At 58.0% G+C, this 13507-nt stretch carries 12 protein-coding genes; 6 read left to right on the top strand and 6 right to left on the bottom strand.

Translation table 11 applies throughout. The features are described 5' to 3' along the window. Positions 1–102: 102 nt before the first annotated feature. Together ACLBW8_RS05155 and ACLBW8_RS05150 are read right to left on the bottom strand one after the other, a co-directional pair. Positions 103–858: a CDP-diacylglycerol diphosphatase gene (locus ACLBW8_RS05155; protein WP_447804775.1), complete on the bottom strand. Its 756-nt coding sequence runs from the start codon at positions 856–858 to the stop codon at positions 103–105. Between the two features lie 56 nt (positions 859–914). Continuing rightward, positions 915–1898, bottom strand: coding sequence for an aldo/keto reductase (locus ACLBW8_RS05150; protein WP_447804774.1), 984 nt, complete (start codon positions 1896–1898; stop codon positions 915–917). Between the two features lie 113 nt (positions 1899–2011). On the opposite strand from ACLBW8_RS05150, the gene ACLBW8_RS05145 reads away from it, so the two are divergent. After that, positions 2012–2938, top strand: a complete 927-nt coding sequence (locus tag ACLBW8_RS05145) for a LysR family transcriptional regulator (protein WP_447804773.1) — start codon at positions 2012–2014, stop codon at positions 2936–2938. Positions 2939–2996: 58 nt separating this feature from the next. Continuing rightward, entirely contained in the window at positions 2997–4364 is a 1368-nt protein-coding gene (locus tag ACLBW8_RS05140) for a cation:proton antiporter (RefSeq protein WP_447804772.1), read from the top strand. On the opposite strand, the gene ACLBW8_RS05135 is transcribed toward ACLBW8_RS05140, so the two are convergent. Continuing rightward, entirely contained in the window at positions 4355–4495 is a 141-nt protein-coding gene (locus ACLBW8_RS05135) for a hypothetical protein (protein ID WP_447804771.1), read from the bottom strand. The genes ACLBW8_RS05140 and ACLBW8_RS05135 overlap by 10 nt on opposite strands. 11 nt (positions 4496–4506) lie before the next feature. Beyond that, positions 4507–4719, bottom strand: coding sequence for a hypothetical protein (locus ACLBW8_RS05130; protein ID WP_447804770.1), 213 nt, complete (start codon positions 4717–4719; stop codon positions 4507–4509). 252 nt (positions 4720–4971) lie between these two features. Between ACLBW8_RS05130 and ACLBW8_RS05125 the strand changes: the two genes are divergently transcribed. Further along, entirely contained in the window at positions 4972–8691 is a 3720-nt protein-coding gene (locus ACLBW8_RS05125; RefSeq protein ID WP_447804769.1) for a hypothetical protein, read from the top strand. A gap of 80 nt (positions 8692–8771) precedes the next feature. Here ACLBW8_RS05125 and ACLBW8_RS05120 read toward each other — a convergent pair whose 3' ends face one another. Next, on the bottom strand, positions 8772–9317 hold the full coding sequence (locus tag ACLBW8_RS05120) for a hypothetical protein (protein ID WP_064452340.1): 546 nt from the start codon (positions 9315–9317) through the stop codon (positions 8772–8774). A 417-nt stretch (positions 9318–9734) separates the two neighbouring features. Between ACLBW8_RS05120 and ACLBW8_RS05115 the strand changes: the two genes are divergently transcribed. The 3 genes from ACLBW8_RS05115 (at position 9735) to ACLBW8_RS05105 (ending at position 12634) form a co-directional block, all read left to right on the top strand. Continuing rightward, the gene (locus ACLBW8_RS05115) at positions 9735–11144 is read left to right on the top strand and encodes a circularly permuted type 2 ATP-grasp protein (protein WP_447804768.1); all 1410 of its coding nucleotides are present in this window, start codon (positions 9735–9737) and stop codon (positions 11142–11144) included. A gap of 2 nt (positions 11145–11146) precedes the next feature. Further along, a complete protein-coding gene (locus ACLBW8_RS05110; protein WP_053256152.1) occupies positions 11147–12097 on the top strand; it encodes an alpha-E domain-containing protein in 951 nt (316 codons plus the stop codon). A gap of 108 nt (positions 12098–12205) precedes the next feature. Then, entirely contained in the window at positions 12206–12634 is a 429-nt protein-coding gene (locus ACLBW8_RS05105) for a nuclear transport factor 2 family protein (RefSeq protein WP_064452338.1), read from the top strand. 114 nt (positions 12635–12748) lie between these two features. Here the strand turns inward: ACLBW8_RS05105 and msrA are convergent, their stop codons facing one another. Further along, entirely contained in the window at positions 12749–13444 is a 696-nt protein-coding gene (msrA, locus tag ACLBW8_RS05100; RefSeq protein ID WP_447804767.1) for a peptide-methionine (S)-S-oxide reductase MsrA, read from the bottom strand. Positions 13445–13507 lie beyond the last annotated feature (63 nt).

Here is a 13507-nt window from a genome sequence, read left to right as displayed (position 1 = left end):
GTGCAAACTGAACAGTCGTTCAATGGATACGCTTGCGGGGTGTCGTTTATCGAGCGAACAGGTCGCAGTCAGTGTTTTATCGACCTCGTCGCGACAGTGGGCTTACCGCGCGGTCATCAGGTCACAGTGGCGGTCCTGCAATTCCTCGGCCGAACCCAGGTTCAGTTCACTCAGCGCCACGTGTGTGCTCAGCAACACAAAACTGCCGTCTGCACGAGGTGCCATCAGCAGGCTGTACTGGCTCATGCTCGCGCCTTGGGCATCGACGTATGCACGCAACACAACCAAGGGGTCGAGCGCATCAGCGTCCACCGCCGTCAGCGTGCGGGCACTGTAGGTGTGCCCCATCAATCGGGCCGGCAGTACCTGCCACTGTTCGTTGAGGGCAGTGCCTTGCTGGTTGAGCACGGCAAAGATATCCGGGCGCAGGCAGGCGATATGCAGATGCAGCTGGTTCTGTGTGCGGCCGTAACGGGAGTTGATCGCCACCGAAACGAAAGCATCGGGAATCGGTTTTATCAGGCCATCGGACAACACACTGCGGTGCCGCCAGGCTTGGGTAAAGTAATGCGGCAGCAACTGACGGCCCAGGGCGGCGTCTTCGATGCCGGTGATTTTATCCACCGGAATCAGCAGATCCTGCAGCGGGCCGTTGCGGTCTTTTAACAGGGTGTAGCCACGGTCCAGATCGACCGCCAGGCACGGGCTGGGGTTGTGCTGCTGTTGCTGGTTGGGCACGCATTGCCGGCTGACGATGTGCCACAAGGCATCGGGGTTGCCCCGCCATTGCCAGGCCCCGACCAACGCCAACCCTAAGAACACACCACCGAGGATCTTGAATACGGTACCGCGCTTCATGCAAAAACCTCTACGCACAGGGAAGTTGTTTTTTTGCCGACATCCCTGTCGTAAAGCTAACGTTTTACGGGCGCCATACAGTCCGGCTCGATCGGATTTTTTAGCGTGTTGGCGAGGATACGGTCGATATGTGTCAGGTCATCGGCGCTCAGGTGCCAGCCAAACGCCTCTTCAAAACCGTTCAATTGCTGGGGACTACGGGCGCCCCACAGCGCGATGGTCGGGCCTTGGTCCAGTACCCAGCGCAAGGCCAGTGCGAGCACCGACTTGCCATGACATTCACGGGCATAGATATCCAGCGCCGCCACGGCCGCCAGGTATTGCTCAAAACGCGGCGCCGCGAATTTCGGGTCGAGCTTGCGTCCGTCATCGTCGGCAAAGCGGGCGGCCGAATGCAGGCTGCCGGTCAGCAACCCACGGCACAACGGGCCATAGGCCAACACCACCAGGGAATGTTGCTTGGCATACGGCAGAATATCGCTGTCGATAGCGCGCTCGAACAGGTTGTATGGCGGCTGTACCGTGGCCAAGGTTGTGTGCCGGCTGAAATCGTTGATTTGTGCGCAGGAATAGTTGCTGACGCCTACAGCAAGGATCTTGCCCTCGCGGCGCAGGCACTCGAGCGTATCGGCAGTTTCCTGCTGAGCCACCAACGGGTCGGGCCAATGCACCTGGTACAAGTCGATGTAGTCCGTTTCCAGGCGCACCAACGAGTCTTCAACCTCTTTGCGAATACGCTGGGCCGTCGCATGGCGTCGGGGGGAGCCGTCGTCCCATTGCAAGCCGGCTTTGGTGGCGATCACCGCACTGTGGCGCTGGCCGCGCAGCGCCTTGCCGATCAGCGTTTCGCAAAGGCCCAGGCCGTGCACCGGCGCGCTGTCGATCAGGTTGATGCCGCAGTTCAACGCGTGGCGAATCGTTCTGATCGACTGCTCGTTATCCCCGCCGCCCCACAGGTGCCCGCCCATGGACCAGGTGCCGAGGGCGATCCGCGAGACGGCTTTGTCGATGCCGGCAATCCGGAGGGTCTCGATGCGCATAAAAAATAACCCCTGCCCGTAAAACGACGTATAAAAGCAATTACTCTAGATCATCCAAGGTTGAATAGGGCTCAACGCTGCATGCAACCGAACTCCTATAAAAGAGGCTTGTAATGGCGGCTTTCAATCGTTCCGAATTGGCCGATCTCAATGTGTTCATGGCGATCATCCGGCGCCGCAGTTTTCGCCATGCTGCCCACGAGCTGGGGGTTACCACGTCGGCGTTGAGCCACACCATGCGCAACCTGGAAACGCGCCTCGGGGTAAAGCTGCTGTACCGCACCAGCCGCGCCGTGGAACCCACCGACGCCGGCACCCTGCTCGCCGAAAAACTCGGCCTGGGTTTTGCCATGATCCAGGACGGCCTCGACACGCTGGAGTTGCACCGCGAGTCGCCCATCGGCCGCCTGCGCCTCAACGTGCCACGCGATGCGGCGGCGCTGCTGCTGGCGCCGATACTTGGCGAATTCGCCAACACCTACCCGCAACTGCGCCTGGACTTGATCGTCGAGGACGCAATGATCGATATCATTGCCGAAGGCTACGACGCGGGTATCCGCTATGGCGCCACGGTGCCCCAGGACATGGTGGCGGTGCCGCTGACCGCGGCGTTGCGCTGGATCATGGTCGCCTCCCCCGCTTACCTCGCACGCCGGGGCATACCGCAAGCCCCCCAAGACCTGTTGCAGCATTCCTGCATCCGCATGTACCTGGGCGACAAGACCACCTACAAATGGGAACTGGGCAATGGTCCGAGGCAGCAACGTATCGACGTGCCCGGGCATTTCAGCGCGGCCGACACCGAGACCATCGTCAACGCCGCGCTGCAAGGCGTGGGGATTGCTTACTGCCTGTCCAACCGCGTGCAACAGGAACTGGCGGACGGCCGTTTGGTAGAGGTCATGCCGGACTGGGCCTGCCTGGGTGAACCGCTGTGCATGTACTACCCGAGCCGCCGCCAGTCGCAGCCGGGGCTGCGCCAGTTGATGGACATGATCCGCCTGAAAACCATCGGCTCGCAGTTGATGGAATCACATTGAACCTGAGCCCGGCGGCCATCCTCCAACCTGCATAGACCACGGCCGCGGTGCACGCTTCATGACTTTTATCCTATGGTTGGCCGTATTGGGCGCTGTGCTGCTCACGCTCGCCCTCACTTCTTCCTATCTGCGCTGGATGCCTGTGACCACCTCAGCCGTGTGCCTGTTGCTGGGCGTGGCCATCGGGCCGCTGGGTGTGGACCTGTTGCACCTGGATATCAAAAACTCAGCCCGCTGGATGGAGCACCTGACCGAAGTGGCGGTGTTGTTTTCCCTGTTCGTCAGCGGTTTGAAACTGCGCCTGCCGCTCCGGCATCGCACCTGGCGTATCGCGTTTGGCATGGCGGGGCCGGTGATGCTGCTGACCATCCTGGGAGTGTGCCTGGCCCTGCATTACGTGTTCGCGTTGTCCTGGGGCGTCTCGTTGCTGGTGGGTGCGATACTTGCGCCGACCGACCCGGTACTGGCGGGGTTGGTCCAGGTCAACAATGCGCAGGACTATGATGCGCTGCGTTTTGGCCTGTCCGGCGAAGCAGGCTTGAACGATGGCACTGCCTTTCCCTTCGTGATCTTTGCGCTGCTGTTCATGCAGCACGGCGGTTTTGAGGGTGACTGGTTCGGTGGCTGGGTGCTGAAAAACCTGCTGTGGGCGGTGCCGGCCGGGCTGTTGATCGGCTACTGGATGGGCCGTGGCATCGGCCGCGTGACGCTGTGGATGCGCATCACCAATGAGGACAGCACACTGTCCCCCAACGACTACCTGACCCTCGCGTTGATTGCCCTGGCCTACGTGGTCGCCGAGGCGGTGGGTGGCTATGGCTTTTTGTCGGTCTTCGCCGCCGGGCTGGGCTTGCGCCAGGCGGAGTTCAGGTCCACGGGCAACTCGGTGACGCCCTCGGAGCATCTGGCACTGCCGGTGGTGGGCCACCTGGAGGTGGCTCCTGAGCGCGCCCTGCAGGGCGATGTCAGCGAACTGGCGGATACGCAGATCGCCGCCGGCGTGATGATGGGCGACATGCTCTCGTTCGGCAGCCTGGTGGAGCGTTCGATGGAGGTGTTTCTGGTGACGGTGTTGGGCATCTTGCTGATCAGCCACTGGGACTGGCGAGCACTGCCGGTGGCGGCGCTATTGTTCTGCGTGATTCGCCCCGTGAGCGTGTTGGCGATGCCATGGGGCCGTTTGATCGATTACCGACAACGCGGTTTGATGGGCTGGTTCGGAATTCGCGGGATCGGCAGCATTTACTACCTGTTCTACGCGCTCAATCATGGCCTGGTCGGCACCAGCAGCGCAGTAGCAGTGAACCTTACGGTGTCGGTCATTGCCTTGAGCATCGTCGTTCATGGCCTGAGCACCCAACCGATGCTGTTGTGGTACGAACGACGAGCCATGGCTAAGACTCAACTGGTAACCGCTCAGTCCTGATTTTCGGTATTGCCCACATCAACCGCATCGTCCAGGTCGTTGAGCGGCACTTCTGCATCATCCATCAATGAGCCCGGGTCTTCGTTGCCCGGGTCATTGAGTTCTTCGTCGTCGTCGAGTTCTTGTGACATGACTGTCTCCTCTAACCGCCTTGGGTGTCGATATCAGCATCCGTTTCAGGCTTGGGCTCACGCTCGGGCTTGAAGTCTGGACTGTAGTCGTTTTCCTTGGCCTTGGGGTCGACGGCAGGCTTCGGATCTTTCGGCGCCTCAGCCGCCGTACCGGGTGCGGGTTCACCAACATCTATTGCCGGATCGTTACGGTTACTGACTTGCGGATCGTTGCTTGTGTTCATGAGTCACCTCTTCGCAGTTTCAGAAAACACATCCTGCGTAAAGGTAAGGTCCTGCGCCGGGCGATGAAGTTCCAATTGCTTGAGCGCCCGCGTGATTGATCTGAACGCCGGCGCCCAACGCAGCAATAAGCGCTTACTACTTGTGGGATCACGGGAGGAACGGGGAGTAATACAAGGGACACTCAAGGCTAGAACATGGGTAGGAAAGGATCTCTGACCGCATTTCGAAACCCTCCGCCGAGAAATTTCTTGATGATTACTGCTCCCGCTCTGACGACAAAAACCCAACCGCCGATCGATACTTATCAGCAACTCACGCCCTCCCAAGCCAGCACGCCACAACATGAAGTGTCTGCGCTCGCACATGACAACACGCCTGCCTCGGGTGATTTAGCCTTGTCCAGGGCCTATGGGGCTGTGTTGGCGACAACGCGTGGGAGTATTGATGATCGAAACCTGAGCGTCTCGCCTATTGCTTCCAGTTCCACGTTCGGCCAATGGTGGGCGCAGTTGGGGCGCGCTTTTCAGGCGCCTGACGTCGTTCGATGGATGAGTGACCGGGGCATCGACCCGGCCACTGTAAACATCAATCCGGGGTCGGGGAAAATCACCTTCAGCCTCAAACACGATCTCAAGGCTCCCCGAGAAGTAAAGTCCGCGGGGCAGGACGACGCACAATGGGCTGCCGTCAGCGGTCCGCTCCTGGCAGCGGGACGTGTGATTGCCTCAGACCTGAAGTTCTCAACCTTCAAGCCGCCTCAGTCCGCGTCGAGCAACAGCGCACCTTTGTGGCTGGTGGGGACGTTCTATAAAGAACAGAATGCCAACCCCGTTCTACTGGATCATGCACGGGCAGCGGAACTGGCCGCAGGAAAAGGTTTCGCCGTCGTCAACGACCCCACGTTTTCGCACGTGCGTGAACGACGAAACGAGGACGAACTGGCGGGTCAAAAGGCCGTATTGGGCAATATCCATACTTTCCACAACGTGGCCCTTTCCCTGGAAAACCTGCTCAACCCTTCCGAGGTCAGCACTCAATCCATTGTTACCTATCTGACAAACACCCAGGTTCAGACTCATCCTGATAGCACCTACTCGACAACCCAGGGTGCGGCTCAAACCATGAATCTCAAGGAGTTTATCGAGAACCATGGCTGGGAGGTTCCCCGTGATCAGGCGCAGGTGGAAAATCTCGTCAACGCCTTACGTCGCCCGGCGTTTCAGAGCCCCGAGCACGGAAATTTGGGCGGCGCGCTGTCATGGCCAACGCCACTGGATAAAGCCAGTGTGGATCAATTGCATGCGGACCTGCGTGACGGCAAGTTTGGCGACATTGATGGCAGCCCGTTCAAGAGTGTGGTCGAGTATCTGCTGAATCACGTTTCGGTCAGTTCGTCAGAATGGCAAAACCCGCGTGAGTTGATCAATTCATTGATCAACTCACCCAAAGGCCTGGCACTGGGCAAAGCGATCCAGGCTAAGTTCGACGCACGCTCAATTAAGGGCACCGCGAATGATTGGCTGCTTGCGGCCATGAGCATAAACGCGCGAACCCCGGATAAAGACGGCCGGCAGACGATTGCCGGGCTGGTGTTTCCGGATGTCCAGGACTTTGGTTCCAGGCCCGTGGACTTTGCCCTGGTGCTGGCAAACCATCTGCTCGACACCGACCAGGCGACGACCTTCGAAAAAGCCCAGGTGCTCGCCTATGTGTTGTTTTCAAGCCAGGCGCCGGAGCTTTTGGTCAAAGACCTGCCGAAGGGCGTTACGTTTGGAACTCACTCCTGGGTCAGTTTTGTAACAGCTGTCGGACGCATTGAAGCGACAGCACCTGGGGCGACGGCCAACATGACTTATGCGCAAGTCATGCTGGAAGCCGACATCACCCCGATCTCCGCCCAGGAACAACAAATTGAATACAGTGTTCAGGAGAGAGCCCTTGCCGGGTGGGCGGTCGCTAACGGGAAAGGCTATCCCTCAAGCGATACACAAAAGCACACGGTGCGCAGGGAGTTTGATGAGAGGGTCAAAGAGCTCAGGCATGCGTCTGAGACGTTGGGCACGCCAGTACCCAGCGCCAAAGCTCTTGCCCTGAATGAGTTAAAAATAGCCTTACCCCATTTGAGCCCGGACCTGTTGGAGAAGCGTTGTATTGTTCTGGATCCACCCGTCAGCGGTTTGCACGCGCACTACTCAATCCTGGATCTATATAGGGATGGGCGTTATATATTCGAAACACCTGACGCACCCGGCGTGCAGTATGATCGGGCGCCGACGCCCACGCGATGGGTTTCAAAATCAGACGATATCGACATGGACGATGTCATCTTTAAACTACAGGAACTTTCCGCCCCTGAGGAGACGTTCAGCACTCGCTTCAATACTCTTTTCAACGATTATGCAGACCACCTGACAACCAGTATCGAAACACAATTCAAACACATGGTGTCGCTGCAGCCAGAAGAGGATCGTAAAAACCTGGAATATGGCAAGTACACCATTGTTCAAGAAATGAAGCTCACTTATAAAACAGGCGGTCACCGACATTTCGCACCGACGCAAACCCCTGTATCGCAGGATAACAGCGTGCTCATCAAGACCGTGTTGGAGGGTAGAACACGTACTTACGAATTTAATTTTACAAAAAACACAGTCACTGAGCGTAATGAATATGGGAACTTTGAGCCCGGCAATGTCCCTTCTGATTCGGGCCGCCCGCGTATAAAACTACAGGAAATAGAGGACTCGCGAGTCGTCCAGGGTTACTCCGACGAACGAAAGGGCCCTCGACCTACGCCTGACAGTTACGAATCAGGGCGAATTCGCACCATCGCCAAAACCTTGTCCCGGCACGCGAATATTGAGGGGCTGCGAGCCGAAGCCAACGGCGCAACCAATATCGACTCCTCCCAGGCTTATATCGATAGGGTTCACAACATTTTGCTCAATTTGATTCCCGGCCGGTCGGCGGTTAAAAATTTTATTGATGGCAATATTGGGGAAGGATTCGAGGACTTGGCTTTTGATGCATTTGGTTTTCTCGTGGGCGTTGGTGTGGCAGCGAAAGGAGCCAAAGTAGTACATGGCCTGTCGACGCTAGCTAAATTTGGCCGTGTCTCAAGGATAATAGCAAGTTCCGCAGTGAATACCCTAAACCCACTCGGGGGTATTGACGACCTGGCACGGGGTGCATTCAACGTTGTTCGTAAAGGCGTGCCCAAAGCCTACAGTAAACTTAGCGGTGTGCTGCGCAACGTGGATATAACTGCCCTATTGAAGAAGCCGAATATTGCCCAAGGCACGCTCAAAGGAGCCCGTAGCGGTGAAAACGTCATTGCAAAATTTGATGATGCCACAGGCCATTGGCATGAACTCAATGTAAAAACCAGAAAGATGTTCCAAAAACCATTGCCGGGTTTTCAACCCAACGATGTCTCCGTAGAAAACCTGACTGCAAACGTCGAGGCATTAACTGCATCCTATAAAGCGCAAGGTCGCTCCACCCATATATGTTTTGAAAATTCGATCATGGTGGCGCAAGCCCATAATACCCTGCCGCTCAAAACTCGGACGGCCTTGTTGGAAAATTTGAAGGGCCAGCCGAGTAACTATACGCCGCGCTACAAAGAAATCATGGGGGTTACCCCCGTAACGACTCAACAAGTCTTTGACCCCTCCAAAATCAAAGAATCAGGCTTTATAAATTTCACCAGCAATAACGAAGCGGGGAAAATGGTACATACCGCCTACATCCATAAGGCTGCCGACAATCAATTATATATTTTCAACGCCAATCAAACGGAGTTGGCGACGGACGTTTTGAGCGCTGCCGGCGACTTTAAACAAATTGGTAGCGCAGCGGTCATTAACCTGAATAACAACGGCCTGCAAAAATTTCTGAACAGGGGTTATGAATACGTCTTCACGCCCAACAGCACCATCAATGCAAACGTACAACGGCTGGCAGCTTGATTTACAGCACGTAGTGGCTGCTCCAAGCGATCCCTCGACGCCCCTGGCGCTTCATTCTCCGGGGCGTTGAGCGTTTCACGTTATGACACCGGGTTATCAATCTGGATGTAAAACGCATAGGCACCGAGTAATACCCAGAACACCATAAACAACCACGGCGCGCGCATGGAGAACAGCAGCGACTTGCGATAGCCCTTGTGGGATGACTCGGTTTCACAAAACAACGGCGAATCGTCATAAGCCATGCCCATTACCGGCTCGCTGCGCAGCAGTTCACTTTGCTTGTAGTGCCAGTGGTCGATGATTTCGTACGCGGCACGGATACCCGGCCAGGCATTCAGGGAGCTGAGAACACCAAGGGACGCCAGGAACACCGGCACGATCAGCGTAAAAAACTTACCCCATTCCGGGTTGAGGTTGCCCATGCCGGAGACAAAGGCGATGACCAGGAACGACTGCGCGGTGAGGTAGGCGTCGGTGCGGTTGGCCAGAATGGTGGTTTCGTACTGAATTTCGCGGCGATAAAAGTCAAGACGGTCTTTGGGTGAACCGAAAATCTTGGCGTTGTGTTCACTGTGTTCGTCCAGCGACGCTTCTGGAGTGTTTGGAGAGATGATTCTGGGCACGACGATGCTCCACAAGGTGACAAGTCTTGTTAGAAGAATCGGGGCTGAGTGAAGTTCAAGTTTGTTCATGCACCATTGTGGAACACGTGCCGCACTGTTGTGGCGATCGCGTTGGGCTGGCGGCTGCTGGAGTGCGCAGGCCTCGGGCATTTTTCGGCCCATTGCTCAGCCCGGCGCACGGGGGCTCGCTCGCCACCGGGTATTTACTCTGCCAAAAACGGGTTTCGGCACAGGCATTGCTTAAACCATTCATCTGCCCGGATACAGGAGCATTCGTTACCCCCCGACCCAGAGCCGACCCCATAAGAAAGTAAGGACCAGGCTTGTTGGCACCCTCAGCCACAGGCTCATAAAACTATGCGTTTTTCAAAGCGGCAGTGCCACCCGCGCAATCCTCGGCACTGACAAGGTACTGGAATGGCTCGATCTTTCTTTGATGAAATGAATGACGCACAAGGCGCTTGCCGTGCGCACTATCAGGAATTCTCCCGCTGGCTGGCCAACACGCCGCCGGAACTGCTGGCCCAAAGGCGCCGCGAAGCGGATTTGCTGTTCCACCGGGCCGGTATCACCTTCACCCTTTACGGCGACGAGCAAGACACCGAGCGCCTGATCCCCTTCGACATCATCCCCCGCAGCATTCCTGCCAGCGAATGGAGCGTGATCGAGCGCGGCTGTATCCAGCGGGTCAATGCGCTGAACATGTTCCTTGCCGACATCTACCACGACCAGCGCATCATCAAGGCCGGGATCATTCCGGCGGATCAGGTGCTGGGCAACGAGGGTTATCAGAAGGCAATGGTTGGCCTGGACCTGCACCGCGACATCTACTCGCATATCTCCGGTGTGGACCTGGTACGCGATGGCGACGGCACCTATTACGTGCTCGAAGACAATCTGCGCACCCCCAGCGGCGTGAGCTACATGCTCGAAGACCGCAAGATGATGATGCGCCTGTTCCCCGAAGTGTTCGCCAAACAACGCATCGCGCCGGTGGACCACTACCCCAACCTGCTGCTCAAAACCCTGAAAAGCGCCAGCCGCCTGGACAGCCCCAACGTGGTGGTCCTGACCCCCGGGCGCTTCAACAGCGCGTTCTTCGAACACGCGTTCCTCGCCCGGGAAATGGGGGTGGAACTGGTGGAAGGCGCCGACCTGTTCGTGCACGACCTCAAGGTGTTCATGCGCACCACCGACGGCCCCAAGGCGGTGGACGTGATCTACCGCCGCATCGATGACGCGTTCCTGGATCCGCAGGCATTCAACCCCGACTCCATGCTTGGCGTGCCTGGCCTGGTGGCGGCGTACTGCGCGGGCAATGTGGTGCTGGCCAATGCGATTGGCACCGGCGTGGCCGATGACAAGTCCATCTACCCCTATGTGCCGGAAATGATCCGTTTCTATCTGGATGAAGAACCCATCCTGCAAAACGTGCCGACCTTCCAGTGCCGCAAACCCGATGAGCTGTCCCATGTGCTGGCCCATTTGCCCGAACTGGTGGTCAAGGAAACCCAGGGCTCCGGTGGCTACGGCATGTTGGTCGGCCCGGCCTCCACTGCCGCCGAGATCGAGGACTTCCGCCAGCGCATCAAGGCTCGCCCCCACGCGTACATCGCCCAACCGACCCTGAGCCTGTCCACCTGCCCCACCTTTGTCGAAAACGGCATCGCGCCACGGCATATCGACCTGCGCCCATTTGTGCTCTCGGGCAAGGAGACCCGCCTGGTGCCCGGCGGCCTCACGCGCGTGGCGTTGAAGGAAGGCTCGTTGATCGTCAACTCGTCGCAAGGCGGCGGAACCAAGGACACCTGGGTGGTGGAGGGCTGAGTATGTTGAGTAGAACCGCCGCAGATCTGTACTGGATGTCCCGTTACCTGGAGCGCGCAGAAAACCTGGCACGCATGCTCGAAGTCAGTTATTCGCTGTCATTGATGCCCCAGGCCGGGCGTAGCGATGGGCTGGATGAGCTGGCCATGTCGTTGCTCAGCAGCGGCACCCTGGACAGCTACCTTGAGCGTCACAAACAACTGGATGCGATGCGCATGCTGCACTTCTTCGCCCTCGACGAAGAAAACCCCGCCAGCATCTATAACTGCCTGCGTGCCGCGCGGGGCAATGCCCACGCAGTGCGCGGGCGGATCACCGCCGACATGTGGGAAAACCTCAACGCCACCTGGCTGGAAATGCGCAGCATCGCCGCCGGTGGCCTGGCCCGGCATGGCATCAGCCACTTCTGTGACTGGGTCAAGCAGCGTTCGCACCTGTTCCGGGGGGCGACCTCGGGCACCATCATGCGCAACGACGCTTATCGATTTATTCGCCTGGGCACGTTTGTCGAGCGTGCGGATAACACCCTGCGCCTGCTCGATGCGCGCTACGAGATGTTTGGTGAGGAGTCGGAAGAAGTCAGCGACCTGTCGGCACGCGGGTATTACCAATGGAGCGCCCTGCTGCGGGCCTTGTCGTCATTCGAGGCGTATACCGAACTGTACCCGAACGCGTTGAACGCGCGCTCGGTGTCCGAGTTATTGCTGTTGCGCAGCGATGTGCCGCGCTCGTTGCACGCCTGTATCGAGGAGTTGAGCCACATCCTGGCGGACTTGCCCGGCAGTTATGGGCGCACGGCGCAGCGCCTGGCGGCCGAGTTTGAAGCGCGCCTGCGGTACACGGGAATCGATGAGATTCTGGAGGACGGCCTGCACAGTCGGCTCACCGACTTTATCGACACCGTACGCGAGCTGGCCCGGGCAATTCATAGCTCCTACCTGGAAGTGGTGTGAGTTCATTGCAGTCACTTAACTGTCAATTCGGGTGATTGACCCTGCTTTGTTACCGCTCTTATGTTGGCGAGGTGAAATGCCTTTCCACCATAAGAACAGGTACACAGCATGTCCGAACTGAAACTGCACCCCGCCGCCGCCCACAGCCTGCAACGCTGGCATGCCATGCTGGCTGCTCACGACCTCAAGCCCCTTCCCGAATTGCTGGCGCCCGACGCCGTCTTTCGCTCGCCCATGGCCCACACGCCCTACCCTGGCGCGCCCGTGGTGTCGATGATCCTCAACACAGTGTTCAAGGTGTTTGAAGACTTTGCCTATCATCGCGAACTGGCCACCGGTGACGGCCTGAGTGTGGTGCTGGAGTTCAGTGCGCGGGTGGGTGACAAGCAGCTCAAGGGCATTGATTTGATCCGCTTTAACGAGCAAGGGCAGATTGTTGAGTTTGAAGTGATGGTGCGGCCATTGAGTGGCTTGCAGGCGCTGGGTGAAGAGATGGGGCGGCGGTTGGCGCCATACCTGGCAAAAGCCAAATCCTGAGCCGTAGTGGGGGCTAGTGTGGGAGCGGACTTGCTCGCGAAGGCGGCGTGTCAGGCACAGTATTAGTAACCCATCGCTTTCGCGAGCAAGCGCAGACATTTTGGTTTGCGGTGACTACTGGTTTTTGACCAGCACCGGTTCTGCTCTGTATTGGTCCGGGAACAGCTTTTTCAGCTGCGCCACTTTCGGCAAATCATTGATCACGATGTACGGGTAAGACGGGTTCTCGGTGAGGAAGTCCTGGTGATAGGACTCCGCCGGGTAAAACGCCTTGCCCATCTCTACCTTGGTCACGATCGGCTTGTTGAAGGCTTTGGCCGCGTCCAGCTGGGCGATATAGGCCTGGGCGACTTTTTGCTGCTCGGCATTCTGCGCAAAGACTTCCGAGCGGTATTGAGTGCCGCTGTCGGGGCCTTGGCGGTTCAGTTCTGTGGGGTTGTGGGCCACTGAAAAGTAGATTTGCAGCAGCTTGCCGTAGCTGACCTTGCTTGGGTCGTAGGTCACCGACACCGACTCGGCGTGGCCGGTATCGCCTCCGCTGACCGACTCGTACTGGGCGGTGTTAGCCGCGCCGCCGTCGTAGCCGGACACGGCGTTTTTCACACCCTGCACGTGCTGGAACACCCCTTGCACGCCCCAGAAGCAGCCCCCGGCGAACACGGCCGTTTGCAGGTTGCCGGGCTCGGCGGGAAGGTCGAGGGCAGGTGGTGCGATCATCACCGCGTCGTCTGAGGCACCGAAGGAAAACGCCGAGCTTTGTCCCACGAAGGCGGAAAAAACCAGCGCCGGCAACAATTTGAACAGTTTCATAAAACTCACTCCAGTACTCGGTTGAATGTGGGCGCTGGCTTGCCAGCGCCCACATTGACCGGG

This window comes from Pseudomonas sp. M5A4_2d, assembly GCF_053345295.1.
The sequence above is the reverse complement of the archived record's forward strand: the minus strand, read 5'-3'. Positions and strand labels throughout refer to the sequence as shown.

Bases quoted from the DNA above. Each gene is read 5' to 3' on its own strand.
- ACLBW8_RS05155 (WP_447804775.1), bottom strand. From the start codon at position 858: ATGAAGCGCGGTACCGTATTCAAGATCCTCGGTGGTGTGTTCTTAGGG.
- ACLBW8_RS05150 (WP_447804774.1), bottom strand. From the start codon at position 1,898: ATGCGCATCGAGACCCTCCGGATTGCCGGCATCGACAAAGCCGTCTCG.
- ACLBW8_RS05145 (WP_447804773.1), top strand. From the start codon at position 2,012: ATGGCGGCTTTCAATCGTTCCGAATTGGCCGATCTCAATGTGTTCATG.
- ACLBW8_RS05140 (WP_447804772.1), top strand. From the start codon at position 2,997: ATGACTTTTATCCTATGGTTGGCCGTATTGGGCGCTGTGCTGCTCACG.
- ACLBW8_RS05135 (WP_447804771.1), bottom strand. From the start codon at position 4,495: ATGTCACAAGAACTCGACGACGACGAAGAACTCAATGACCCGGGCAAC.
- ACLBW8_RS05130 (WP_447804770.1), bottom strand. From the start codon at position 4,719: ATGAACACAAGCAACGATCCGCAAGTCAGTAACCGTAACGATCCGGCA.
- ACLBW8_RS05125 (WP_447804769.1), top strand. From the start codon at position 4,972: ATGATTACTGCTCCCGCTCTGACGACAAAAACCCAACCGCCGATCGAT.
- ACLBW8_RS05115 (WP_447804768.1), top strand. From the start codon at position 9,735: ATGGCTCGATCTTTCTTTGATGAAATGAATGACGCACAAGGCGCTTGC.
- ACLBW8_RS05110 (WP_053256152.1), top strand. From the start codon at position 11,147: ATGTTGAGTAGAACCGCCGCAGATCTGTACTGGATGTCCCGTTACCTG.
- ACLBW8_RS05105 (WP_064452338.1), top strand. From the start codon at position 12,206: ATGTCCGAACTGAAACTGCACCCCGCCGCCGCCCACAGCCTGCAACGC.
- msrA (WP_447804767.1), bottom strand. From the start codon at position 13,444: ATGAAACTGTTCAAATTGTTGCCGGCGCTGGTTTTTTCCGCCTTCGTG.